Source organism: Nocardioides sp. AX2bis (assembly GCF_902506435.1).
Lineage (GTDB): Bacteria > Actinomycetota > Actinomycetes > Propionibacteriales > Nocardioidaceae > Nocardioides.
The window spans coordinates 1,644,427-1,666,550 of sequence record NZ_LR733215.1; the positions used below are offsets into that span (position 1 = coordinate 1,644,427).

The 22,124-nt window shown below is 71.6% G+C and carries 34 protein-coding genes and 4 tRNA genes; 16 read left to right on the forward strand and 22 right to left on the reverse strand.

Annotated elements, in window-relative coordinates:
- Positions 1 to 219: 219 nt before the first annotated feature.
- The 17 genes from GV155_RS07815 to GV155_RS07895 all read right to left on the reverse strand — a co-directional run bounded on the left by GV155_RS07815 (position 220) and on the right by GV155_RS07895 (position 7,453).
- A complete protein-coding gene (locus GV155_RS07815; RefSeq protein WP_160006775.1) occupies positions 220 to 459 on the reverse strand; it encodes a hypothetical protein in 240 nt (79 codons plus the stop codon).
- Positions 459 to 932 carry a RusA family crossover junction endodeoxyribonuclease gene (locus GV155_RS07820; protein ID WP_160006778.1) on the reverse strand — a complete coding sequence of 158 codons (474 nt, stop codon included), beginning with the start codon at positions 930 to 932 and terminating at the stop codon, positions 459 to 461. The genes GV155_RS07815 and GV155_RS07820 overlap by 1 nt, the downstream gene beginning before the upstream one ends.
- The gene (locus tag GV155_RS07825) at positions 929 to 1,135 is read right to left on the reverse strand and encodes a hypothetical protein (protein ID WP_160006781.1); all 207 of its coding nucleotides are present in this window, start codon (positions 1,133 to 1,135) and stop codon (positions 929 to 931) included. Before GV155_RS07825 ends, GV155_RS07820 begins: the two co-directional genes overlap by 4 nt.
- Complete coding sequence (locus tag GV155_RS07830; RefSeq protein WP_160006784.1) at positions 1,132 to 1,269, reverse strand: hypothetical protein; 138 nt, start codon at positions 1,267 to 1,269, stop codon at positions 1,132 to 1,134. The genes GV155_RS07825 and GV155_RS07830 overlap by 4 nt, the downstream gene beginning before the upstream one ends.
- On the reverse strand, positions 1,266 to 1,904 hold the full coding sequence (locus GV155_RS07835) for a molecular chaperone DnaJ (protein ID WP_160006787.1): 639 nt from the start codon (positions 1,902 to 1,904) through the stop codon (positions 1,266 to 1,268). Before GV155_RS07835 ends, GV155_RS07830 begins: the two co-directional genes overlap by 4 nt.
- On the reverse strand, positions 1,901 to 2,197 hold the full coding sequence (locus tag GV155_RS07840; RefSeq protein WP_160006790.1) for a hypothetical protein: 297 nt from the start codon (positions 2,195 to 2,197) through the stop codon (positions 1,901 to 1,903). Before GV155_RS07840 ends, GV155_RS07835 begins: the two co-directional genes overlap by 4 nt.
- A complete protein-coding gene (locus GV155_RS07845) occupies positions 2,194 to 3,051 on the reverse strand; it encodes a hypothetical protein (protein ID WP_160006793.1) in 858 nt (285 codons plus the stop codon). Before GV155_RS07845 ends, GV155_RS07840 begins: the two co-directional genes overlap by 4 nt.
- Positions 3,048 to 3,452 carry a hypothetical protein gene (locus GV155_RS07850; protein ID WP_160006796.1) on the reverse strand — a complete coding sequence of 135 codons (405 nt, stop codon included), beginning with the start codon at positions 3,450 to 3,452 and terminating at the stop codon, positions 3,048 to 3,050. Before GV155_RS07850 ends, GV155_RS07845 begins: the two co-directional genes overlap by 4 nt.
- Positions 3,449 to 3,622 carry a hypothetical protein gene (locus GV155_RS07855; protein ID WP_160006799.1) on the reverse strand — a complete coding sequence of 58 codons (174 nt, stop codon included), beginning with the start codon at positions 3,620 to 3,622 and terminating at the stop codon, positions 3,449 to 3,451. The genes GV155_RS07850 and GV155_RS07855 overlap by 4 nt, the downstream gene beginning before the upstream one ends.
- Positions 3,619 to 4,815, reverse strand: coding sequence for a recombination directionality factor (locus GV155_RS07860; RefSeq protein ID WP_160006801.1), 1,197 nt, complete (start codon positions 4,813 to 4,815; stop codon positions 3,619 to 3,621). Before GV155_RS07860 ends, GV155_RS07855 begins: the two co-directional genes overlap by 4 nt.
- A gap of 2 nt (positions 4,816 to 4,817) precedes the next feature.
- Positions 4,818 to 4,967, reverse strand: a complete 150-nt coding sequence (locus GV155_RS07865) for a hypothetical protein (protein ID WP_160006804.1) — start codon at positions 4,965 to 4,967, stop codon at positions 4,818 to 4,820.
- Entirely contained in the window at positions 4,967 to 5,905 is a 939-nt protein-coding gene (locus GV155_RS07870) for a hypothetical protein (protein ID WP_160006807.1), read from the reverse strand. Before GV155_RS07870 ends, GV155_RS07865 begins: the two co-directional genes overlap by 1 nt.
- Positions 5,902 to 6,222 (reverse strand): hypothetical protein, encoded by a 321-nt coding sequence (locus GV155_RS07875; protein WP_160006810.1) that lies wholly within the window; start codon positions 6,220 to 6,222, stop codon positions 5,902 to 5,904. The genes GV155_RS07870 and GV155_RS07875 overlap by 4 nt, the downstream gene beginning before the upstream one ends.
- Positions 6,219 to 6,377: a hypothetical protein gene (locus GV155_RS07880; RefSeq protein WP_160006813.1), complete on the reverse strand. Its 159-nt coding sequence runs from the start codon at positions 6,375 to 6,377 to the stop codon at positions 6,219 to 6,221. Before GV155_RS07880 ends, GV155_RS07875 begins: the two co-directional genes overlap by 4 nt.
- On the reverse strand, positions 6,374 to 6,835 hold the full coding sequence (locus GV155_RS07885; RefSeq protein WP_160006816.1) for a hypothetical protein: 462 nt from the start codon (positions 6,833 to 6,835) through the stop codon (positions 6,374 to 6,376). Before GV155_RS07885 ends, GV155_RS07880 begins: the two co-directional genes overlap by 4 nt.
- Before the next feature lie 88 nt (positions 6,836 to 6,923).
- Positions 6,924 to 7,148 carry a helix-turn-helix domain-containing protein gene (locus GV155_RS07890; RefSeq protein WP_160006819.1) on the reverse strand — a complete coding sequence of 75 codons (225 nt, stop codon included), beginning with the start codon at positions 7,146 to 7,148 and terminating at the stop codon, positions 6,924 to 6,926.
- Entirely contained in the window at positions 7,145 to 7,453 is a 309-nt protein-coding gene (locus tag GV155_RS07895) for a helix-turn-helix transcriptional regulator (RefSeq protein WP_160006822.1), read from the reverse strand. Before GV155_RS07895 ends, GV155_RS07890 begins: the two co-directional genes overlap by 4 nt.
- A 251-nt stretch (positions 7,454 to 7,704) precedes the next feature.
- Here GV155_RS07895 and GV155_RS07900 point away from each other — a divergent pair, with 251 nt between their 5' ends.
- From GV155_RS07900 to GV155_RS07920, 5 genes are read left to right on the forward strand one after another with little or no spacing between them, the layout of a single operon-like run.
- A complete protein-coding gene (locus GV155_RS07900; protein ID WP_160006825.1) occupies positions 7,705 to 8,175 on the forward strand; it encodes a hypothetical protein in 471 nt (156 codons plus the stop codon).
- The gene (locus tag GV155_RS07905; RefSeq protein ID WP_160006827.1) at positions 8,172 to 8,591 is read left to right on the forward strand and encodes a hypothetical protein; all 420 of its coding nucleotides are present in this window, start codon (positions 8,172 to 8,174) and stop codon (positions 8,589 to 8,591) included. Before GV155_RS07900 ends, GV155_RS07905 begins: the two co-directional genes overlap by 4 nt.
- Positions 8,592 to 8,633: 42 nt before the next feature.
- The gene (locus tag GV155_RS07910; RefSeq protein ID WP_160006829.1) at positions 8,634 to 9,038 is read left to right on the forward strand and encodes an ImmA/IrrE family metallo-endopeptidase; all 405 of its coding nucleotides are present in this window, start codon (positions 8,634 to 8,636) and stop codon (positions 9,036 to 9,038) included.
- Positions 9,035 to 9,307 (forward strand): DUF3263 domain-containing protein, encoded by a 273-nt coding sequence (locus GV155_RS07915; RefSeq protein ID WP_160006831.1) that lies wholly within the window; start codon positions 9,035 to 9,037, stop codon positions 9,305 to 9,307. Before GV155_RS07910 ends, GV155_RS07915 begins: the two co-directional genes overlap by 4 nt.
- A 51-nt stretch (positions 9,308 to 9,358) precedes the next feature.
- Positions 9,359 to 10,483: a tyrosine-type recombinase/integrase gene (locus GV155_RS07920; protein WP_160006834.1), complete on the forward strand. Its 1,125-nt coding sequence runs from the start codon at positions 9,359 to 9,361 to the stop codon at positions 10,481 to 10,483.
- Between the two features lie 14 nt (positions 10,484 to 10,497).
- Here GV155_RS07920 and GV155_RS07925 read toward each other — a convergent pair.
- From GV155_RS07925 to GV155_RS07935, 3 genes are all read right to left on the reverse strand, one after another.
- Positions 10,498 to 10,572 (reverse strand) — tRNA-Val (locus tag GV155_RS07925).
- Positions 10,573 to 10,598: 26 nt separating this feature from the next.
- Positions 10,599 to 10,669: transfer RNA gene (locus GV155_RS07930), tRNA-Cys, on the reverse strand.
- A gap of 30 nt (positions 10,670 to 10,699) precedes the next feature.
- Positions 10,700 to 10,772, reverse strand: a tRNA-Gly gene (locus GV155_RS07935).
- A 92-nt stretch (positions 10,773 to 10,864) separates the two neighbouring features.
- On the opposite strand from GV155_RS07935, the gene GV155_RS07940 reads away from it, so the two are divergent.
- Together GV155_RS07940 and GV155_RS07945 are read left to right on the forward strand one after the other, a co-directional pair.
- A complete protein-coding gene (locus tag GV155_RS07940) occupies positions 10,865 to 11,686 on the forward strand; it encodes an aminotransferase class IV (protein ID WP_160006836.1) in 822 nt (273 codons plus the stop codon).
- 81 nt (positions 11,687 to 11,767) lie between these two features.
- Positions 11,768 to 11,839, forward strand: a tRNA-Val gene (locus GV155_RS07945).
- A 37-nt stretch (positions 11,840 to 11,876) separates the two neighbouring features.
- On the opposite strand, the gene GV155_RS07950 is transcribed toward GV155_RS07945, so the two are convergent.
- On the reverse strand, positions 11,877 to 12,596 hold the full coding sequence (locus GV155_RS07950) for a GOLPH3/VPS74 family protein (RefSeq protein ID WP_160006839.1): 720 nt from the start codon (positions 12,594 to 12,596) through the stop codon (positions 11,877 to 11,879).
- Positions 12,597 to 12,790: 194 nt separating this feature from the next.
- Between GV155_RS07950 and GV155_RS07955 the strand changes: the two genes are divergently transcribed.
- The 4 genes from GV155_RS07955 to GV155_RS07970 all read left to right on the forward strand — a co-directional run bounded on the left by GV155_RS07955 (position 12,791) and on the right by GV155_RS07970 (position 18,623).
- Positions 12,791 to 16,261, forward strand: coding sequence for a TM0106 family RecB-like putative nuclease (locus GV155_RS07955; protein WP_160006842.1), 3,471 nt, complete (start codon positions 12,791 to 12,793; stop codon positions 16,259 to 16,261).
- Positions 16,258 to 16,653 carry a VOC family protein gene (locus GV155_RS07960; RefSeq protein WP_160006845.1) on the forward strand — a complete coding sequence of 132 codons (396 nt, stop codon included), beginning with the start codon at positions 16,258 to 16,260 and terminating at the stop codon, positions 16,651 to 16,653. Before GV155_RS07955 ends, GV155_RS07960 begins: the two co-directional genes overlap by 4 nt.
- 85 nt (positions 16,654 to 16,738) lie before the next feature.
- Positions 16,739 to 17,623: an alpha/beta fold hydrolase gene (locus GV155_RS07965; RefSeq protein WP_160006848.1), complete on the forward strand. Its 885-nt coding sequence runs from the start codon at positions 16,739 to 16,741 to the stop codon at positions 17,621 to 17,623.
- Between the two features lie 130 nt (positions 17,624 to 17,753).
- Entirely contained in the window at positions 17,754 to 18,623 is an 870-nt protein-coding gene (locus GV155_RS07970; RefSeq protein ID WP_160006851.1) for a hypothetical protein, read from the forward strand.
- An 11-nt stretch (positions 18,624 to 18,634) separates the two neighbouring features.
- Here the strand turns inward: GV155_RS07970 and GV155_RS07975 are convergent, their stop codons facing one another.
- Positions 18,635 to 20,275: an ATP-binding protein gene (locus tag GV155_RS07975; protein WP_160006854.1), complete on the reverse strand. Its 1,641-nt coding sequence runs from the start codon at positions 20,273 to 20,275 to the stop codon at positions 18,635 to 18,637.
- Positions 20,276 to 20,431: 156 nt separating this feature from the next.
- On the opposite strand from GV155_RS07975, the gene GV155_RS07980 reads away from it, so the two are divergent.
- The 5 genes from GV155_RS07980 (at position 20,432) to GV155_RS08000 (ending at position 21,957) form a co-directional block, all read left to right on the forward strand.
- On the forward strand, positions 20,432 to 20,590 hold the full coding sequence (locus GV155_RS07980; protein ID WP_160006857.1) for an Ltp family lipoprotein: 159 nt from the start codon (positions 20,432 to 20,434) through the stop codon (positions 20,588 to 20,590).
- Positions 20,591 to 20,646: 56 nt separating this feature from the next.
- Positions 20,647 to 20,850, forward strand: coding sequence for a DUF2945 domain-containing protein (locus tag GV155_RS07985; RefSeq protein WP_160006860.1), 204 nt, complete (start codon positions 20,647 to 20,649; stop codon positions 20,848 to 20,850).
- Positions 20,851 to 20,855: 5 nt separating this feature from the next.
- Positions 20,856 to 21,173 carry a hypothetical protein gene (locus GV155_RS07990; RefSeq protein ID WP_160006863.1) on the forward strand — a complete coding sequence of 106 codons (318 nt, stop codon included), beginning with the start codon at positions 20,856 to 20,858 and terminating at the stop codon, positions 21,171 to 21,173.
- 28 nt (positions 21,174 to 21,201) lie between these two features.
- Positions 21,202 to 21,540 (forward strand): gamma-glutamylcyclotransferase family protein, encoded by a 339-nt coding sequence (locus tag GV155_RS07995; protein ID WP_201300105.1) that lies wholly within the window; start codon positions 21,202 to 21,204, stop codon positions 21,538 to 21,540.
- A 78-nt stretch (positions 21,541 to 21,618) separates the two neighbouring features.
- Positions 21,619 to 21,957 carry a hypothetical protein gene (locus tag GV155_RS08000; RefSeq protein ID WP_160006867.1) on the forward strand — a complete coding sequence of 113 codons (339 nt, stop codon included), beginning with the start codon at positions 21,619 to 21,621 and terminating at the stop codon, positions 21,955 to 21,957.
- The last annotated feature ends 167 nt before the right edge of the window (positions 21,958 to 22,124 follow it).

Genomic DNA, 22,124 nt, shown 5'->3' on the forward strand with positions numbered 1-22,124 from the left:
CGAGACGACGTCGCTCGGCTGCTGCGGCACGACGCTCGGCCATCGGCGCGCAGGTGGGGCAGCGGCCGTTGCCGTCGAGCTGCTCGGCATCGTGGGCGCGCTTGCAGTCAGTGCACCAGGGCCGGTGGGCGCGTCGCACGCCAGCGGCCGCGTCGGCGCGCGGCAGCGGCCGGTGTCCGCCGGCGGTGTGCGCGATCGCGTTGCCCTGGATCTCGACCATCAGGTGTCCCTCCCCATGAGCTCGTCGATGCGGAACCCGTCGACGGCGGAGACCTGGTCGGCGGGGTCGGGGGTGACGTGGTCGCGCTGGTGGGCGGTGCCGGCGACGTCGGCGAGGAGCCGGGTGGGGCGGAGGATCCGCCAGCGGCAGTCGCGGGCGTTGCAGGTGGCGGTCCACCCGCCGGCCTCGGTGGGTGCGACGCGGACGGTGGCGATGCGGTTGCTGGTGCTGGTGGCCATCAGGGGCACTCCTCGAGGACGATGTCGACGCCGGCCTTGACGGGTGCGAGCTCGTGCTCGCCGGCGTAGAACTTGCGGGCGCGGACGTCGACGACCTGGCCGTCGTCGCCCCAGACACCGGCGTCGGTGAGGGCGTCGAGGACGGCGCGGGTGAGCTTGTCCAGGTCGTTCTTGTTGGTCGGGTAGAGCGGTGCGCTGTTCTTGAGCAGGTGCGCGTTGCGGCCGGTGCGGTAGTGGCTGGCCGGTCGGTCGAAGGCGAAGCGGAGCCAGATCCGGACGGGGCCGATGAGCTTGTCCTGGTAGCGGTGGGCGTCGCGGGCGTGGGCGGTGACGTGGGCGCGCCAGGGCTTGAGGCGGGTGGCGTTGGCGTCGCGGACGCCGTTGCCGTAGCGGTTGGCGGTCTTGGAGCCCTGGGGGATGGGGGTGCCGGTGACGCGGATGGCGACCCGGTCGGGGGTGAGGAGGTCGCTCATGCGGCGTCACCGCCCTGGTCGGCGTAGGCCTCGGGGCAGTGCTCGTCGTGGCGGCCGACGCAGACGCAGGAGGCCTGGTCGCCGTCCCAGTGGGGCTCGACCGTGGGCTGCGGCGTCGGCTGGGGCGCGGGCCGGTTCTCCCAGATCCGCATCAGCGCGACGACGTCGTGGTTCGGCATCTGCCCGGGGTGTGGCTCGGTCATCGGGCACCTCCGGTGCGACGGGCCCGGCGGGGTGCGAGCACCAGGTCGAGGGCGGACAGGAACGCGCGGCAAGCGCGGGCCAGGGCGTGGTGCAGGACCCAGCCGGCGCGCTCTCGGCGTGTGGTGGTCGTCATCGGGCCACCCCCAGCGCACGTCCGGCGAGCTCGACCTGGTCCCAGGCGCTCTGGTCGCCGCCGCGGCGATCGGGGTGGGCCGCGGCTCGGGCCTTGCGGTGCAGTTCGGCGTCGTCGGCCCAGTCGGCGTCCTCGCCGACGATCGCGATCAGCACCTGCAGCGCCTCGTCGTCGGTCATCGGGGCGGGCCCGGTGGCGATCGCGCTGCCGCCGCCGATGGCCTTGAACCCGGTGTACTGCTGACCCGAGGTGACGCCGTACCGGTCGACGAGCCGCAGCGCCTCGAGGGCCTTGGCCATCGCGTAGACGTTGTGCTGCCAGTCCTCCATCATCCGGAAGCGGGATCCGGGCTGGCGGACGAACCGGTCGGTGGCGTACACCAGCGCGCCGTGTCGGGAGTCGAAGGCGAGGCGGGCGCGGCCGGAGGCGGCGCGGGTGTTGGCGCGGACCTGGCCGTCCATGCGGATGTCGCGTTCGCGGACGTCGAGTTCGAGCACGATGTCGGTGGCCTTGAGCATGTCGAGCTCGCGCTCGAGCAGGGTGACGGCGTCGGACCAGGTGGTGGTGAACTGCGAGGCCTGGCGGGTGCCGCCGAAGCCGGTGACGTCGCTGGTGGGACGGACGGTGTACTTCATGCGGTCCTCCGGTGGTCGTGCAGGCACTCGGTGCCAGCGCAGTGCGCGGGCGCGAAGTCGAGGTCGAGCACCTCGGTGACGGCGCGCCCAGCGGCCCGGTGCACGTGGCGGCGGGCGCGGAACCGGGCGAGCGCTTCGGCCGACAGCGACCGCTCGAGCGGGGACGCGGTGCGCCGGCCGGGGCAGGTGCCCTCGGTGGTCTCGTGCCGGCCGTGCTCGAACGCCCGCGAGCAGCGGGGCTCGACGTCGGGCAGGTCGAGCTGCTCGGGCTGGGTGGCGGTGGTGGTGCTCATGCCACGGCCCCCGTACCGGTGCCGGCGGCCAGGTCGGCGGCGAGGCCGGTGTGGATCGGCCAACCCGGGTCGACGCCGTCGTGCTCGATGCCGGCCTTGTCGAAGTAGGCCCGCAGGGAGTCGGCCTGCTCGCGACGCCACCCGATCTGGTGGGAGTGCAGCGTCTGCAGCTTCAGCCGCGCCGTCGCCGGCCACGCGACCATGAGCTTGCTGGCCAGCCGGATCGTGGCCAGGGCGTCCCCGGCGGCATCGTGCGCCCCGGTGTGGACGACCCCGTAGTGCGCGCAGAGACTGGTGAGGGTCTTGTCGGTCGACCCGCAGCCGCCGCACTTGACCTTCCCGCCGCGGCACCCGCCCTTGACCTTGCGCCAGGGGTCGAAGGCCTTCTCGATCACGAACGGGTCGACGACGCCGCGGATCCCGTTGGGTCGCGACGACAAGGTGGGGACGTCGTGGCGGCCGAGCTCGGTCTCGAGCATGGTGAGGTCGTAGGTGGCGTTGTGGACGATGAGCGCGAACTCGTTCTGCATGGCCATGCCGCACTGGGCGGCGATCTCGAAGAGCGCGGCCTCGCGGGGGAGCGGGGCGGTGCCCTTGTTGCTGATTCGCATGGCCTGGGCGCCTCCCAGGCGCTGCTCGAGGCGGTCGTTGGTCCACCCGTGCACCTGTGCGGCCTCGTCGGGGATGTCGATGCCGGGGTTGATCAGCCAGGTGATGTTGGTGGGTCGCTGGCCGGGGGTGGCGTGGACGATGGCGGCGGTGACGATGCGGTCGACGCGCGGGTTGATCCCACTGGTCTCCAGATCGAACGCCAGGACGCTGTCCTCGTGCCACTTCTGCTGCGCGGTGCTCATGCTGCGTCTCCCTTCGGCAGGAACCGGCCGGACTCGGGGTCGTGGACGGTGCCGGCGTACGCCGTGTCGCGGCGGTTCTGGGCCTGCTGGGAGGCGGTCGCCCAGCGGCAGTTCTCGGGTGTGTAGGGGCCGTCGTTGTCGGTCCGGTCGAGGCTGTAGAGGGGCCGGCCGCCGGGCGTCTTGCCGTCGGGGCGCGGGCCCATGTCGGCGACGAACGCCCAGAAGTCGGTGCGCCACCGGTCGCAGACGGTGATGCCGCGGCCGCCGTAGTTGGCCCACCGGGTGTGGGTGGGCCGGTGGCAGCGGCCGAGCATGTCGTTGTAGATCTGGTAGAGCGGGTGGCTGTACTTGCCGCCGCGCCAGTTGCTGTTGGCCGACCCGGGGTGGCTGTAGGCGCTCACGCCGCACCCCCGACGCCCTTGACGGTCCAGACCTGGGTCTTCGACTTCGGGTAGTTCTGCACGTTGGTGACGTGGGCGGAGCCCTCGACGATCACGAGGACGTCGTCGGTGAGTTCGGTGGTCTCGGTGTCCCCGGTGGCGGTGTCCTCGACGGTGATCCTGATCGTCATGCGGGCACCTGCTCCCCGGCGGTGAGAAGGCCGAGGTAGTGCTGCAGCTCGGCAGCGGACGCGGTCGAGGAGGTGACGCCGCCCATGCGGCGGGCGAAGTCGTCCTCGACGTCGGGGAGCTGCATGCCCTGCTGGCCGGAGGCGGCGAGGATCTGCTGCCAGAGCGCGTCCTCGCTGACCGGGGCGGCCTCGGCCGGAGCAGCGGCCGGCTGGGTGGCGGGTGCCTGGTCTTCGACGATGTCGGCGTCGACCGCGCCGTCGGCGTCCGGGGCCGGGGCGGCCTCCTTGGCGTCCTGGATCTGGTGCGCGCGGGCCTTCCACGCTTCGACGTACCGCTGCGCGCCCTCGGGGCTGGCAGCCGGGTTGCCCCGGGCGGCCTGGCCGATGAGCTCGTCGCTCTTCATCGAGTCCCAGGCCTGGACGAGGCCGTCGTGGGTGTCGATGCCCGTGAGGTCTGCCGTCGGCCCGGCGTACGGGTCAACGTTGGGCTCGGCCGGGGCGCCGGCGGGCAGCGCGGCGTGCTCGGCCGGTACGGGCCCGGCGAGCTCGGCGGCACCGGACTTCGCGGCGACGACCTCACGGAGCCGGGCGGCGCCGATCTGCAGGTCGAGGACCGGGACGACGAACCGGGAGGTCTTGCCGTCGCGCACGCTGCGCCGCTCGACCATGTTGAGGTGCGCGGGGACAAGGTCGCCGACGAACTGGGCGAGCTCGGCGACCGCGGGGATCTCGGCGGCGGCGTTCCAGCCGTGGGACTCCATGCGCCAGGCGCCGATGGCCTCGAGCTCGGGGAGCATCAGCGAGAGGCGGGTGGTGGGCTTGGCGTCGACGTGGGCGCGGTCGTCGGGGTTGCAGCGCTCGCCGGTGAGGACGTTGGTCTCGCCGTCGCAGCGGTGGACGCAGCCGCCGCCGGACCAGGTCTCCATCCACTGCGACAGACCGCCCTTCATCGCGATGACGGGGATGGAGGTCGAGTCGGTGAAGACCTCGTGCTCGGGCTTGCCGTTGTTGTCCCAGGGGCGGGCCTCGCCGCCGTAGAGGGTGGCGAGGTCGGCGATGTAGCGGGGGTTGGGGCTGGTGAAGCGGAACGCGGCGAGCTTCATGGGGCGGCCCTTGCCGCCCTCCTTCGCGCCGAGGCGGATACGGCCGAGCTCGGCGAAGCGGCGCTGCAGCGTGGCGGGTGAGATCGGCATGGTCAGGAGTCCTTCGAGTCGTCAGTCGGAACCGGGAAGTTGTGGCCGGAGGCGGCGCGGCAGTGGATGCGCGGGCCGGGGCCGTCGGTGTGCGCGGCGTGGCAGACATAGGCCGGCGAGTCGCACATCGGGCAGGTGAGGTCGTCGGTCATCAGGCGACCGCCTTCGGCTCGACGACCGGCGGCGCGTCGACGCGCTCCCACGCCTTGACGTCCTGGCCGTGGAACAGCCGCTGCAGCTCGACCGCACCGAGGAACGCCTTGAACACGTCCCGGCCGGTCGGCTGGGGGATCAGGGCGTGCGCGTCGCGGCGCCAGTTCAAGATCGCGGCACCCTCGAACCGCGGCACCTTCACCACCGACTCGTCGGGCAGCACCGCCTCCTCGGCGAACCGCAGCCCGGCCAGCTGCAGCGGCTGGTCGGCGTACACCGTGCCGACTGGCTTCTTCATCGACGACTTCCCGTCGAGCAGCCACAGCCGCCGGCGGTCCCACCCGGTGAAGGTCGTGCGCCCGGTGGTCGCGTCGTAGGCCAGCGGCAGGTGCAGCCACAGGTCACCGGTGCCGGCGTACCCGTGCTTGCGCGAGACCACGGTTAGCTCGGCGGCCTCGACGTGGCGGTCGAGGTCGATGCGCCACGCCTCGAGGAACGCCACGTGCTGGGCGACGAACGGGGCGACCTCCTCGTCGTACGGCAGCGCCCCGCCGAGGACCTCAGCGTGGGCGTGGGCGTGGACCCGGGTGCCGAGGTCGGCGGCCTTCTCCCACTCGTTCTTGTGCGCGGCCTTGATCTGCGCGGTGAGGCAGAACCGGCAGATCCCGCACCGGTCGGCGACCCGGCGGCGGGCGCACGGCCCCTCGGGGGACTGGCGGGAGGTGGCGACCATGGCCGGGAGCAGGTCCCAGGCGGCGGCCGCGGTGGACTTCGCGGCTGCCGGGACGAGGGCGGGCTTGGCGATGACGGACTGGGCGTTGGTCACCGAGATGAGGCCGGGGGCCTCGATGTCGGTCAAGGGGCAGCCGTCGTTGCCGCAGGGGCCGTAGTAGCGCCCGATGCCCTTGATGTCGCGGGAGTGCGCGGGGGCAGTCATGCCGGGCCTCCGTTCTGCAGGTTGCAGGCGGTGCAGTCGGACACCGCGGCGGGGTCGCGGGGGTTGTCCTGGATGGACCCGGTGTCGCCGCACGCCCAGCAGGCCGGCGGGAGGGTGAAGTACGGGTCGCGGGCGTCGGGGCCCATCTCGTCGACCAAGCCGTCGAGCTCGTCGCGTGCCTCGGCTCCGAGGTCGGAGATCGACGGGGCGGCCGCGTCGGGGATGAGCGCGAGCTCGCGCTCGTACTGGCGGACGGTCTCGAGCACTCGGAGCGCGTGGGCCTCGCGGTGCTCGGGGGTGACGTCGAGGGTGCTCACCGGTCGACACCGCCTTCGAACTCCGTCATGCCCGGGGTGGTGGCCACGTGGGTCTCCCAGGCGGCGGCGCGAGCCATGGCCTGGTCGAGCGCGATCAGCGCCCAGATCAAGGCGGACCCGATGACGACGGTCAGCACGAAGGTGGAGTCGCTCATGCCGACACCGCCTGGTCCTGGTCGGCCAGGAGGGACCCGCAGTCCCACTCGACGAGGTCGCGGGTCTCGGTCCGCTCGGGCACGGCTGCGGCGGCGGGGCGGGCGGGGATGGTGACGGTCTCGGTGCCGACGACGCGGCGGGTGCAGACCTGCTCGCGCTGCACGGAGACCTCGAGGCTGAGCCCGTTCCACCGTCGGGTGAAGCGCGCGGTGTCGTCGGTCCTGTTGAAGTCCTTCGACCAGGTGCCGCCGAGCGCGGTGATGATGGCGCGGGCCTTGTCGCCGGCGTTGGCCGGGTCACGGTGGGCGAGGTGCAGGTACCAGTGCAGGTCGGCGGTCTCCGGCCGGTGGTCGTAGAGCGAGGTGAACGGGACCGGGAGGTCCGGGTGGGCCTCGATGAGCTCGGCGACCGCGCGGAGCGTGTCGGCCGCGGTGCGGGTCGTGGTGCTGTCGTTCATGGGAAGATGCCTCTCGTTCGTGAGGTCCGGGACTGCTGCCAGGCGGGTGCCGGGCCTCGCGTCTTTCGGTGGGGTGTGCTGGTGCCGGTCAGGCCGTGCGCGCGGTGCGGGTGTGGGCCTCGACGAATGCCGTCAGGTCCTCGGCACGGATGCGGGTCTTGGGGCGCTTCGCGCCGGCGATCGCGATCTCGACCGCACGCAGCTGGCCGAGCGCGACGAGGTTGTAGACGTGGCCCCGCGAGCACGACAGGCGCGCGGCGGCGTCGGTGACAGTCAGCAGCTCGGGGAGCGCCGGGAGCGACTGGGCTCTCATGCTGCGTCATCACCATCCACACGCGAGGCAGTAGCAACGCGGGGCGTGCGAGAGACCTCGCGGGCCTCGAAGTAGTCCTCCAGGTCGACGTCGAGCGCCTTACAGATCCGTAGTGCGACGTCCTCGGAGCAGTCGCGGTCGCGGCCCGACTCCAGGAGCGAGACGTACTGCTGGGTGCAGCGGGTCATCACGGCCAGCTGGAACTGGGTCATGTCGCGGGCCTTGCGTCGGCGGCGGAGCTTGGCCGGGTCCTTGATGTGCATCCACACCTCGCGGGTAGGGGGCCGGTAGCGGGTCCGGTTCATGGGTGGTTCCTTCGTCTCGGTGATTACAACTGACGCCCGTGACGGTAGCAACCGCTTGTGAGTTGTACAAGCGCATCGGTAGGAATGTTGTCGCTGGTCAACGCCCCGCGACCGGAACCTCAGAAACCTGTGACTTGTGATCACACGGATGTGGTTCACGCCGGGTCGTTGTACAACCTCTCGACGGAAGGCCCACCTTGAGCGACGTGACCGAGACGCTCCAGGACCTCATGGAGCGTCGCCTCCGAGAGATGGGTAAGAGACGTGGCCGTGGCGAGAGCATCAGCCTGCGAGAGGCGTACACACGCCTGGTCAACCAGCACCCGGACGAGCCGAGGCCGACGTACGAGGTGTTCCGCCGGATCCGCAAGGACGGCCACACGAACATCAGCGACGAGACCGCGGGCGCGGTCGCCACCATGCTGGACGTCCCGCTCGCGGACGTCCTAGCAGCTGCCGGCATGCCGCCGCGGCTGGGCAGGTTCGAGCTGCCCGGTCGCGCGGACTCCCTCAGCAGGGAGCAACGCGACGTCGTGCTCGGTGTCGTCGACGCGATCCTCGACGCCGGCGCCGACTCCGCCCAGAAGCCGGTGGCACCGGCAAGACACCTCGCGCCCGCCGCGCGCACCATCAAGGGCCGCACGCCCACCCAGCAGCTGCGCGCGAACATCGACGCCGCAGACCAAGAGACCCAGGACCCCGGGGGAGTAGAGCCGTCGTGACGGAGAAGAAGCCCAGCGAGATGACACCGGCCGAGCGCCAGGACTGGGCGATGCGAAACATTCCGCTCTCCGACGGCTCGGCCCCTGCCGAGACCGAGGTCAAGCCGGCCACGCAGCCGGTCGGATCGGCTCAGGGCGGCGACATCGTGTTCGAGACGATGCCGGACATGCCCGCCAGTCCCTACGTCGTCATCATCACCGGTTACCTCATCGTGCTCATCGCGGGCATCGGCGCCGGCCTGTTGGCGGAGATTGAAGCGGGCTCGGTCGCCGTATTCATCGCAATCGCCGTGGCGGTTGCTGGATCGATTGCGGTCTCGGTCGGCACGATTGGGGCCGGTGTCCGCTTTGGCATGCGCCACTCTCGGTGGGAAACGGAGCGCGAGCGTCGCATCGAGGTCGCTCGGGGCCTGTGATGGTCGGGGGCGTTGTCGGACCCGGGACCTACGGTCCACCGCATGCTCCCTCCACACCCGTGGCGGCGCCTACGCGCCCTCACAAACTGGACCCTGCGGTTCGCCGTCCTTCCGACCGGCACCCTCGGACTCACCGACCACCACGCCCGCACCATCACCCTGGCCGCCGGCATGGGCCAAGCCGAACGCCGCTGCACCCTCGCCCACGAGCTCGAGCACGTCGCCGGCCACCAGCGCGAAGACGTCTGCGACCGCAACGCAGCCCGCTCGCTCCTCCCTGACCTGCACCGCATCGGCGAAGCCCTCGCCTGGGCTCACCACATCACCGAGGCCGCAGACGAGCTCTTCGTCGACGTCCCCACCCTCCGCGTCCGCCTCGAGTGCCTGCACCCCGCCGAGCGGCACTACCTGCGTCGACGCCTCGAGCAAGGAGATACCCGCCCATGAGCCACATCGACCCGCACCCCGGCCTCACCGCCGAGCACGCCGCCGTCCTCACCTTCGAGACAGCCTGGTGGAAGTACGCCGGCGCGAAGGAGACCGCCATCCGCGAGCAGTTCGCCATGTCAGCCACCGACTACTACCAGCTGCTCAACCACCTCATCGACCAGCCGGCCGCACTCGCCTACGCCCCGATGCTCGTACGCCGCCTCCGCAGGCTCCGCGAGCGCCGTGCCGCGCAGCGATCCGCGGCCCGCGCCGGCCGGGCCGGGTAGCACCCGGTGGCGTCGTACCGGAAGCTGCCGTCAGGGAAGTGGCAGGCAGCCGTGAAGCACCCCTCGGGCAAGCGGTACACCCGCACCGACGCGCTCAAGCGCGTCGTCGTCGAGTGGGCCAACGACCTCGAGACCCAGATCCGCCGCGGCGACTTCGTCGACCCCAACGCCGGCCGCATGACCCTCGCCGACTGGTGGGGACGCTGGTCCGAGACCCGGGTCGTGCAGCGCGCCACCGCCTCGAAGCGCGAGTCGCTCTGGCGCGTCCACGTCGCCCCCGCCTTCGGGACCTGGCCCCTGGCCACCATCCAGTCCTGGGACGTCGAGGCCTGGCTTGCCGACATGGCACGCCGCGACGTCGGGGGAGAGGCCGCCGCGTCCGCGTTCCGACTCCTCAAGCAGCTCCTGGCCGAGGCCACCCGCCACAAGCTCATCCGAGGCAACCCCGCCGAGGTCGTGAAGACCCCGAAGACCACCCGCCACGTCGACCGCACGCTGTCCGGCGCCGAGATCACCACCCTCCTGGAGAACGTCACCCGGCCAGGAGACCGCCGCGGCGTACCCCGCAACGAACCCGCACCCCGGGTGCCCGACCCGGCCAACCAGCTCTTCGTGACGCTGATGCTCGACGCCGGGCTGCGGTGGCAGGAGGCCGCCGGGCTGCACGCCTTCCGGGTCGATCTCATGCGGCAGCGCGTCCGGGTCCAGGAGGTCGTCGAGCGCGGCCGCCGCATCAAGCCGCTGCCGAAGTCGGACGCCGGCGCCCGCGAGGTGCCCCTGACCGACGACCTGGTCGCCGACCTGTCGGTCCTCATGGCAGGTCGGGCCCGTGACGAGCTGCTGTTCGCTGAGGCCGACGGGCGGCCGCTGGACTACTCGAACTGGCTCAAGCGGGTCTGGAACCCCGCGGTCGCCGCGGCCGGTCTGTCCGAGCCGTTGCCGACGCCGCACGACTGTCGACACTCCTACGGTTCCTGGCTGGCCGACGAGGGTGTGCCGGTGCACGAGATCGCGGCGCTGATGGGCCACGCGTCGCTGCGCGCGGTGGAGAGGTACACGCACGCCTCGGAGGCGCGAATGGGGAGGGCCCGTGAGGCTGTGGGCGCGCGCAGGGCGCACGGTGGTCGGGGACAGCGAAAAGGCCCCGCCTCCACCATTAGTGGAAACGGGGCCTGACCTGCGGTGGAGCGTGGTGGGCGATACTGGGTTTGAACCAGTGACCTCTTCCGTGTCAAGGAAGCGCGCTACCGCTGCGCCAATCGCCCGGGTGTGGAGTTGTTAGGTGGTGTCGAGGTGGGTACGGGATTTGAACCCGTGTACACGGATTTGCAGTCCGTTGCCTCGCCTCTCGGCCAACCCACCATGGAGGCCAAACCATGAGGTACCTCTCCGAGCGGACGACGAGGCTCGAACTCGCGACCTCAACCTTGGCAAGGTTGCGCTCTACCAACTGAGCTACGTCCGCCTGCACCTCAGGCTGACCTGCGGTGCGGTCGAAACATTAGCCCACGCCCACCGGAGGGCAAAACCGACCCCCCGCTACCTAGGGTTCATCTCATGCACACCTGGATCGACGGCGAGCTGCTCGCCGACTCCGAGGCCCCCGTCGTCCCCGTCACCGACCACGGGTTCACCGTCGGCGACGGCGTCTTCGAGGCCGTCAAGGTCGTCGACGGTCAGCCGTTCGCGCTCGGGCTGCACCTGGACCGCCTGGTCCGCAGCGCGGAGGGTCTCGGCCTGGCGACGCCCGACCTCGACGCCGTACGCGCCGGCGTGCGCGCCGTACTCGGAGCCGAGCACCTCCCGCTGGGACGGCTGCGGGTCACGCTGACCGCCGGGTCGGCGCCGCTCGGGTCCGGACGCAGCGGGGGAGCGCCCCGCCTGGCGGTGGTCGCCGTCCCGATGGAGCCGACCCCCGACGTCACCGCTGTGGCCACCGTCCCGTGGCCGCGCAACGAGCGCGGCGCCACCGCCGGGCTGAAGACCACGTCGTACGCCGAGAACGTCGTCGCCCTCGCCGAGGCGCAGCGGCGCGGGGCCAGCGAGGCGATCTTCGCCAACACCCAGGGCCACCTGTGCGAGGGGACCGGCACCAACGTCTTCTACGTCGTCGACGGCGAGCTGCGCACGCCCACCCTGGCCAGCGGCTGCCTGGCCGGCGTGACCCGCGGGCTCGTGCTCGACTGGGTCGGCGGCCGGGAGGTCGACGAGCCGATCGAGGTGCTGGCCGAGGCCAGCGAGGTCTTCCTCGTCTCCACCACCCGCGACGTGCAGGCCGTCTCGTCCTGGGACGACCGCGTCCTGCCGGCCCCCGGACCCGTCACCCGGGACGCGCAGGCGATCTGGCAGCGCCGCGAGCCCGAGATGCTGGGCCGGTAGCACCCGGTCCGCCGAGGCTGATGTGAGCCCCAGGCGCCCCATGGGCTAGAGTCTGCGACCGCACCGGCTCACGCCGGAGACGGGCGATTGGCGCAGTGGTAGCGCGCTTCGTTCACACCGAAGAGGTCACTGGTTCGAACCCAGTATCGCCCACCGTCACTGCTTCCCCCTTGGGTCATCTCGGCTCGGCCTAGCCTCCGCCGCCGCCCGTGTCGCCACCGCCCTCGCTGCGGGCTCGCGCCGCCCGCACCGCCGAGATCAGGGCCTTTTCGGCCTCACCGATCCCCGCGGCGATCTCCCTCATCCGGCGGTCGGCTTCCTTGGCCCTGTCCTTCGGCACGAGGAGCTTCGACGGCATCCCGACATGGAGCGCCGCGACGAGCAGCGCCGTTCGCTCGTCGGGAAGGGCCTCGCCGAGCAGGATCGAACGGACCCGAGCAGCCGGCGCCTGGCGGCCCGCCGCCGTGAGGTGCAGGCGGGGACGCGTGAAGAGCACCCCGGCCTTGCGCTCTTCTACGAGCAGGCCGTCGGCGACCAGCCGCTCGATCAGGTAGTCGGCGTGCGGCAGCGAGTCCACCTGGCCCATCGTCTTGCGACCCGGCCGGTAGAGCTCCAGGCGCGTCAGGGCCTTGTCGAGGTCAGGGTCCCCGAGCAGGGAGGAGCCGATCAGGGTGTGGCGGGTGGCTTTCCCGGACCCGGTCACCTGCAACCGCCCCTCGTGCGCGAGCTCGATGAGGAGTGCCGCCGACCAGATGTGCCGGGTGTGGTCCCACAGCTTGCCGTTGACCGGGTTGATGCAGATCAGGAGCGCCTCGTGGGCCAGGGAGGGCGTCGTACGGGCCGGGACCGGCGCGTGGATGACGGCGGGCCCCTCCGGGACGCCGAGCGCCTTGAGCAGCCGCTGGAACATGTGAGTGCCCTCCGATTCGGACCTGATGAGTCTGCTGGTCCCGCCCTCTGTCGTCGGCTACTCCACCACCCCGTTCCTCCCGGGACACCCCGAACCCGCCGAGTCCCTGTGACAACGTCTCCACACCTTGCAGACTGACCGCGCCTGCGGCCCCGGTCCGCCGGTGAACCACGCCCGTGACCCCGAGGAGTGCTGTGTTCCAGAACGAGACCGGGGTGCACTGGAGCGCTTCCGACCTGGCCTCCGCCGCGACCTGCGAGTACGCCCTGCTGCGCGCGTTGGACCGCCTGGAGGACCCCGAGGACGTCTCCGACGCGAGCCCCAGCCCGCTGCTCGACCAGCTGGCCGCCGCCGGCAACCGCCACGAGCGGCAGGTCCTGGACGCTCTCGCCGCGACCCACGGCGACGGCGTCGTCACCGTCGCCCGTGCCACCGGCAAGGCCCCCGCGGACCTCACCGACCTGGTGCGCCGCACCACGGACGCGCTCGGCTCAGGGGCCGACGTGGTCTTCCAGGCGGGGTTCGCCGATGGGGAGTTCCACGGGTACGCCGACTTCCTGCTCGCCTCCCCGGACGGCTGGGTCGTGGCCGACTCCAAGATCGCGCGGCGCGCGAAGACGACCGCGCTGCTGCAGGTCGCGGCGTACGCCGACCAGCTCGAGGCCCTCGGGTCCGACGTCGCCCCGGAGGTGAGGTTGATCCTCGGCACCGGCGACACCGTCTCGTTCCCCCGTGCCGACCTGATGGCGGTCTTCCGTGAGCGACGAGCGCGCCTGCGTGAGCTGATCGCGGACCACCGCGCCACGCCGGGCAAGGCAGCGTGGGACATCCCGGGGCTGGTCTTCTGCGGGTCCTGCGACGACTGCTTCACGGCCGTGACCGACACCGACGACCTCCTGCAGGTCGCCAACCTCCGCCGCTCCCAGCGCGCCCGTCTCAAGGACGCCGGGATCCACACGATGACCGCCCTCGCGGACGCCACGACCTGCCCGACCGGGATGAACCGCGGTGTCTTCGACCGTCTGGTCGCCCAGGCGGCGCTCCAGGCCGCGCAGCTCGCCGACGAGGAGGTCCGGGCGGACGTCTTCGACCCGCTGCCGATCCTCGCGCTGCCGGAGCCGACGCCGGGCGACCTGTTCTTCGACTTCGAGGGCGACCCGATCCACCACGAGCCGGGCAGCGAGCGGTGGGGCCTGGAGTACCTCTGGGGCGTACAGACCGCGCGGAACACCGACGGGTCGCTGGGGGAGTTCTGGCACCTGTGGGCCGACGACCGGGCGCAGGAGAGGACCGCCCTGGTCACGTTCCTGGACACGGTGGCCGCGCTGCGCGAGGCGTACCCGGGGATGCACGTCTACCACTACGCGGCCTACGAGGTCTCCGCGCTCAAGCGCCTGGTCGCCGAGTTCAAGACGCGCGAAGAAGAGCTCGACGACCTGCTCCGCCACGGCGTCTTCGTCAACCTGTACGCCACCGTGCGCGGCTCGGTCCGGGTCTCGCAACCGTCCTACAGCATCAAGAAGCTCGAACCGCTCTACATGGACCACGAGCGTGAGGGGCTGGCCGCCGGGGACGACTCGATCGTCCAGTACGGGATCTACCGCGAGAAGCTCGCGCTCGACGACGCCAGTCGTACCGACGAGCAGGACAACCTGCTGCAGTACAACCGTTACGACTGCGAGTCGACCCTGGAGCTGCGGGACTGGCTGCTGCGCCAGCTGCCACCGGGGGCTCACGCCGCGGGGCCGGACGAGGAGGTCGAGCTGACCGAGCAGGTCGTCCGCGAGCGGCCACCGGAGCGCGTCGCGCTCTCCCGCGACCTCCTGGCGCGCGCCGGGCCCGAGCTGCGCTCCGAGCGGACCGACGAGGAGCAGGCGTGGGCGCTGCTCGAGGGTGCCTTGGACTACCACCGGCGCGAGGACAAGCCGTTCTGGTGGGCGCACTTCGATCGGCTGATGCACGAGCCGGACGAGTGGGCCGACACCAAGGACGTCGTCCTGGTGCAGACCGCCGAGGTGGTCGAGGACTGGGGCACCACCGGGAAGCAGAAGAACGCGCGGCGCACGCTGCGCCTGACCGGCCGGCCCGGACCGGGCAGCACCCTGACCGCACCGGGCTCGGTCCGGTGCGTGTACGCCGCCCCCGCCCCGGACGGCGTCGTCGTCCCGGCCCGTGGGCTCCACGGGGCGACCGACAACCAGGACCTCACCACCGTCGAGCAGCACGCCGACGGCACCGTGACCGTGACCGTCCGCGAGGTGGTGAAGACGGGGCAGAGCACCTGGGAGGCGCTGCCGCTGGCCCTCACGCCGACGCCTGGGCCCAGGACGGCACAGATCGCGGACGCGATCGCCTCGCTCGCCCAGCAGGCAGCCGACGCCGGCGCCCTGCCCGCGCAGCCGGCGGTGGACGTCCTGGCCCGGCGGGGGCCGCGGCTGGTCGGTCTCCCCGGCGTCGCCCGGACGGGGGACCGCGAGCGCGACCTCGTGTCCACGCTGCTGGCGCTGGACCGGTCGTACCTCGCCGTCCAGGGCCCGCCCGGGACCGGCAAGACCTACCTCGGCTCGCTCGTCATCAAGCGGCTGGTGGAGGAGCACGGCTGGCGGATCGGGGTGGTCGGCCAGTCGCACCCCGTCGTCGAGAACCTCCTCGACGCCGTCGTCGGCAAGGGATTGCCTGCTTCGCTCGTGGCCAAGGTCAAGAAGCGGAATCCGAACGCGGAGTGGGTCGAGAAGAAGGACCCGACCGCCCTGGGGAAGTGGAAGGCCGAGCAGACGGCCGGGTACGTCGTCGGCGGCACCGCCTGGTCCTTCACAGGGTCCGGCATTGAGTCGGGCGCTCTCGACCTCCTGGTGATCGACGAGGCCGGTCAGTTCTGCCTGGCCAACACGCTCGCCGTCTCGACCGCCGCGAAGCGGCTCCTCCTCCTCGGCGACCCCCAGCAGCTGCCCCAGGTCAGCCAGGGGTTCCACGGCGAGCCGGTCGACGACTCGGCGCTGAGCTGGGTGATCGGCGAGCACACCACGCTCCCCGAGGACCTCGGCTACTTCCTCGAGACGTCCTACCGGATGCACCCGGCCGTCTGCGAGGTCGTGTCGCGCCTGTCCTACGACGGCAAGCTGCAGGCCGCCGGCGCCGCGAGCGCTCGGTCGCTCGAGGGCGTCGAGCCCGGGGTCGAGGTCGTGCTCGTCGACCACGTCGGGCGTGGCGTGTCGAGCCCGGAGGAGGCGGCGGAGGTCGTCGACCAGGTCCGCCGGCACGTCGGCGCCCGGTGGCAGGACGGCGCCGCGTCGCGGACGCTCGGGCCGGCCGACGTGCTGGTGGTCGCGCCGTACAACGCCCAGCGGGTCCTGCTGGGCGAGCGGCTGGCCGAGGCCGGGCTGGGCGCCGTACGGGTCGGCACCGTCGACAAGTTCCAGGGCCAGGAGGCCCCGGTGGTCGTCGTGTCGATGACGGCGTCGTCGCAGGAGGACGTCCCGCGGGGGATGGAGTTTCTGCTGAACCGCAACCGCGTGAACGTCGCGGTGTCCCGGGCGCAGTGGAAGGCGGTCGTCGTGCGGTCGAGGTCGCTGACGGCGTTCATGTCGACGAGCACGCACGGCCTGCTCGAGCTCGGTGGGTTCCTCGGACTGGGGGAGCCGGTGGCTGCCACGATGACGCGATGACGGCCCGCATCTCGCACCTCAGCATCGACTGCGTCAACGCCTACGAGCTCTCGCAGTGGTGGAAGCAGGTCCTCGGTTTCGTCGACGTCGAGGAGGACCCCAACGCCCCCGGTCACGAGGAGTGCATGATCCTCTCCCCGACGACGGGGGAGCACGTCCTCTTCCTCGAGGTGCCGGGCTTCGACACGTCCATCCCGAAGCGGATCCACCTCGACCTGCGCCCCACCGAGCGCACCCGCGACGAGGAGCTCGAGGTGCTCCTCGGCCTCGGCGCGACCGAGATCGCCGACCACCGCGGGATCTACGGCCCGGGGACCGGCTGGGTCGTCATGGCCGACCCGGAGGGCAACCAGTTCTGCATCCTGCGCGGGGACCACGAGCTCGCCGACTGACGTCAGCCGGGACCAACAGCACGCTTCCGTTGACGCGTCTGCGGGACGGGAGCAGCATCACCCTCCCCAGACCACAGGAGACGCGATGAGCAACGAGGCCCAGACAGTCACCGTCCCGCACCTCGGCGGGTCCACCATCGGCTACCGGCTCGGGAAGCCGTACGACCCCGCGCTCCCGACGCTGGTGATGGTCAACTCGTTCAGCACCTCGGTGGAGCTCTACCGGCCGCAGTTCGCGCACGCCGGGCTCGGTGAGGCCGCCAACCTGCTGGCCATCGAGCTGTACGGCCACGGTGCGACGCGCGCGGGGTACGCGCAGTTCACCTACTGGGACAGCGCGATCGCCAACCTGCAGGTCCTCGGGGCCCTCGGCATCCCGCGCGCCTTCGTGCTGGGCACCTCGCAGGGCGGCTGGGTGGCCACCCGGATGGCCATCCTCGCGCCCGACGTGATCCAGGGGATCGTCCCGCTCGGCACCTCGATGGACTACGAGAGCCAGCGCAGCCGCGACCTGGGGTGCTGGGACGGCCTCGACTTCTGCACGCCCTCGATCGACGCCCTGGCCGAGCCCGTGGGCGACGACTGGGTCGTCCCGGGGGAGTTCGTCGACGCCGTCCTCGGCGCCGGTCTCGGCGACGCAGTCTCCGACGACGAGCGCGCGTTCTGGCACAGGACCTACGCGCAGAACTACACCGGGGACGCCGGACGTCACCGCCTGCGGGTCGCCACCATCAACCTGCGCGACCGCGACGGCCTGCACGGCCGGCTGGACGGTGTGCGCTGCCCGGTGCTGTGGATGCAGGGGACCGCCGACGCGGTCTACTCGGTGGCCAACGCCGAGGACGAGATCGGCCGGTTCGTCAACGCCGCCGACACCGACCTGCGGATCGTCGAGGGCGGGCAGCACTTCCTCAGCGCCTCCAACCCTGACGAGGTCAACGCGGCGACGGTGGAGTTCCTTCACCGCTGAGGCACGGCGCCGCGTCTGTTCGACACGGGCATTCGCAGGCGTGCCCAATCACCGAGTACCCGGCCTCGGTCGTTGTTACGCTCGCCGCCGTCCGCGAGCGATGAGTGAAGCCGGGAGCCAGAGAACCTGCATGGTCCAAGACGACGTGCGGTACGAGACCAAGTCCGTGAAGGCCGTCCGCGGCCTTGAAGCCAGGACCATCGCGAAGTGGGCACAGGAGGGCTGGGAGCTCGAGACCCAGACACCCGGCAGGGTGCGGACCGAGCTCCTGTTCCGGCGCCCGAAGAAGGCGATGCCGAAGGGTCTGCTGATCGGGATCGGTGGCCTGGCCGCACTGGTCGTGGTCGGCGGCATCACCGGCGCTGTCCTGATGAGCGGAGGTACGCCGACCGAGCCGACTGCCGCGCCGGGAAGCCCGACACCCTCGACTGAGCCGAACGCGATGCCTAGCGAGCCGAGCGGGGTGCCCAGCGAGCCCAGCCCCACGCCGCAGACAGCGTCCGATGCGCCGGAACTCACCTCAGAGAAGCCGGAGCAGCCCACGGCTGTCGCGGAGGAGCCGTACGCCTACGCGGGCCCGCAGTACGACGTGGTGGTGGTCGATCGGAATCAGGGGCCGGCCCGGCTGACCTCCTACTGGGTGTCGACGCAAGAGTTCGACTACTCGACCGAGGACTACAAGGAGCAGGTGAAGCTTCTCGTTGCGGACGTCGCCCGCGCCGAAGGAGCCGCCGAGCTGGTGGTTCAGGTCGTGACAGACCAGGACATCGCGCTGGCGGAGTCGCCCTCGACGTATCAAGCCTTCGCCGCTGAGCGTGGCAACGACTACGTCATCAACACGATCCCGCAGAAGGAGAAGTCGGGCTGGGTCGCCACGTACACCGGGGGGTTTGACTACAACACCGGGAAGGCGAGCAGATCAGCCAGGGCTTACGAGGTCGTGTGGCGTCCCTACGCCACCTCAGAGCTGGAGACCTGGAAGCCCACCCTCACCGACTGAGCCTCGCGGCCTCAGGCCGGCAGCACGACCCGTACCGTCGTCCCCCGGCCGACCTCGGAGTCCAGCAGCACGTGCCCGCCGTGGGCCTCGACCACCCGCTTGACCACCGTCAGCCCCACGCCCGAGCCCGGGGTGGCCTTCTCGTGGGTGTCGCGGGTGCGGAAGAACGGTTCGAAGACGTCTGCCTGCTCGTCCGCGGCGATGCCGCGGCCGGTGTCGGAGACCTCGAGGACCACGCCGGCCTCGTGGGGGCGTACCGCGAGCCTGACGGCACCGCCGTCCGGGGTGAACTTGACGGCGTTGGTGAGCAGGTTCAGCAGCGCCCGCTCGAGCTGCACGGGGTCGCCCATCACGACGACGTCGACGGGCTCGACCTCGAGGACGGCCTCGAGGGCGCGCGTGCCGAGCTCGGGCTGGATGCTCTCCCAGGCGCGGACGGCGAGCGGAGCGATGGCGACCGCCGTACGGACGTCCGGGATGGTCGCGTCCAGGCGCGCCAGGTTGAGCAGGTCCTCGGTCAGGTGCAGCAGCCGACGGCTGTTGCGGCCGATCCGGTCGACGAGGTCGCGCTGGGGCGGGGTGAGTTCGCCGACGACGCCCTCGGTGAGGAGCTCGGTGAAGCCGTTGATGCTCGTCACCGGTGTCCGCAGCTCGTGGCTGGCGGTGGCGATGAAGTCGCTGCGGGCGGTGTCGAGCGCCTCGAGGCGGCGTACGGCCTCGGCCTGCCGCTCGACGGTGTCCTGCAGCACCCGCTCGGCGCGCCGGTGCGCGCTGACGTCGTCGCCGACCAGGACGTAGCCCTCGACGTCGCCGTAGTTGTCGAGCAGCGTGCTGACCCTCACCGAGATGACGCGCTGCCGGCCGTGGCTCGTCCTCACGGTCCAGTCCTGCGACTCACCCGGGTCGGCCGGCCGGGTGCCGGGCTCGGCGAGGCTCGCCAGGTCCGCGAGGGTCCACGAGCCGACGAACGACGACGCGTCACGACCGAACAACGTGGCGACGTGCCGTTTCATCGTCGCGATCACGCCGTCCGAGGAGGCGATGACGACCATCGTGTTCGCGGCCCCGTCGAGCACGTGCATCAGCCGCTCGCGGTCCAGGTGGGTCTCTCGGCGGCTCAGGCGCAGCGCGATCTTGGTCTCGGCCGCGGTCGCGAGGTCACGCAGCCCGTCGAGGTGCTTCTCGGTCCAGTGCCGCGGCACCACGTCCGTCACGCACAGCGCACCCAGCACCTGACCGGCCGGGTCGTGCAGGGGCACCCCGGCGTACGCCACCGCGCCGCCCTCGGTCGTGCCCGGGTGCTGCGACAGGTCGGGGTGGGTGCGGGCGTCCTCGACGACCAGCGGGGCGTCGTTGGCGACGACGTACTTGCAGAACGACATCGCCAACGGCGTCTCCGCGGGACTCTCATCCGCGCCCTCGGGTCCGTGGTGGTGGCTGGGGAAGACCTGCCGCTCGGCGTCGACCAACGACACCAGGGCGGTGGGGGAGTTGGTCGCGAAGGCGGCGAGGCGGGTGATCGCGTCGAGGGCCGGCTGGTGGCAGGTCGTCAGCAGGCCGGTGCTGCGCAGCGACCGCAGCCGGGCGGCGTCGAGCACGTGCCGGCTGGGGTCGTCGAAGGAGAAGGGGCGGGCGGCGGCCATCTCGACCATGGGGGGGATGCCGATCTGTAGCCGGGGGGACGGCAAGGGGAACACAGATCCGGCCGGTCGCCGGACGAAGCGCAGCCCTGGTCGCCCCCACGCCTCAGATGAGCGCGGACACCCGCTCCGCGTGCTCTCAGGGGCGAGACCGGACCGGCGCCTCGCGTGCCCCACGACGCGCCCCGCCGCGTCCTCAGGCACACGGGGCCAGCCGCCGACCTGCCCTACACGTCGTTCTCCCGGACCGGGCTGATCGAGCAGCTGCAGTGCGAGGGTCACACCCTCGAGCAGGCGACCTACGGCGTGAACCAGACGGGGCTCTGACCCGGTCACCCCGACGGGCGGGGGCCCCGGCCCCCGCCCGACCTACTCTCCGACCCATGGCTATCAGCAAGGGCGACAAGGTCACCTGGAACACCCCGCAGGGCAAGACCGAGGGCAAAGCGGTCGAGAAGAAGACCTCCGAGTTCCAGCACGACAACCAGAAGTTCAAGGCGAGCGATGACGAGCCGTACTGGATCGTCGAGTCGTCGAAGTCCGGGTCGAAGGCGGCCCACAAGGAGTCCACCCTGGACGAGGCCTGAGCGTCGTGGCCGAGGGCAGGCACCAGCCGCCGAAGGGCGTGCAGGAGACCGCCGAGCGCGCCGTGTCCTGGATCGAGGACGGCAAGGCCGGCAAGGGATTCACCGACACCGGTGAGCACCGCGCCCGGCAGCTCGCCGCCGGGGAGAAGCTCACCGACGAGCAGGTGACCAAGATGCAGGCCTACTTCAAGCGGCATGCGGTGGACAAGGACGCGAAGGGCTTCACCGGCGGTACGGACGGGTTCCCCTCGCCCGGCCGCGTGGCCTGGGACGCGTGGGGTGGCGACGACGGCGAGCGCTGGGTGGGTGGGATCGACCTGTAGGCGTTCCCTCAGGTCTATCCTCGGCGCCGTGACCGACCGCCTCTTCGTCTACGGCACCCTGGCCCCCGGCCAGCTCAACGAGCACGTCCTGGCCGGCATCCCCGGACGCTGGGAGCCGGGCGCCGTGACCGGTCGGCTGGTCGACGAGGGCTGGGGTGCCGCGTCCGGGTACCGCAGCGTGGTCCTCGAGACCGCGGGCGAGCCCGTCCGAGGGTCCGTCCTCACCTCGCCCGCCCTCCTCGACCACTGGTCGCGTCTCGACGAGTTCGAGGGGGAGGGGTACGAGCGGGTGCCCGCCGAGGTCGCCCTGGCCGACGGCTCCTGGGTCACCGCCCAGGTGTACGCGGCCCGCTCTACCGACGGCTGACCGGCTGGACCGGCCGGGCGGGTGGACCGCCCGCAAGGGTGGCAGGGGGGTGACCGCGGGCGCCCGTACCGTCGCAGCATGCGAATCGCCCTCGGTATCTCCGCCCTCGTCCTCGCCGCTACCGGTGTCGCCTGCTCGGACCAGACCGAGAACAACGAGTCCGGCACCGCCGGTCGTGCCGACGAGCTGGGGGAGTGCGCCGACGTCTGGATCGACGGCGAGACCCTCGACGCGGGCTACCAGGGCTGCAGCGTCGACGGGCAGCCGGAGCTGCCGAGCGTCGTGACCTGCGAGTCCGGTGACCAGTTCACGACCTACGACGACGCGTTCTACGCCGTGCTCGGCGGGGAGATCGTCGAGGCGGGGGTCGGGTCGGCCGAGTACGAGGCCGCCGTCGAGGAGTGCAACGCCGCCTGAGCCTGACGAGACGACGATGCCCCGCCACCTCACGGTGACGGGGCATCGAGCGTCAGGGGTGGATCAGAGCAGGAAGAACAGCAGCAGGATCACGGCGATGACAAGGGCCGCGATGGCGATGGTCCGGGTGTTCATCTGGGTACCTCTTCGTGGGGTCGGCGATGTGG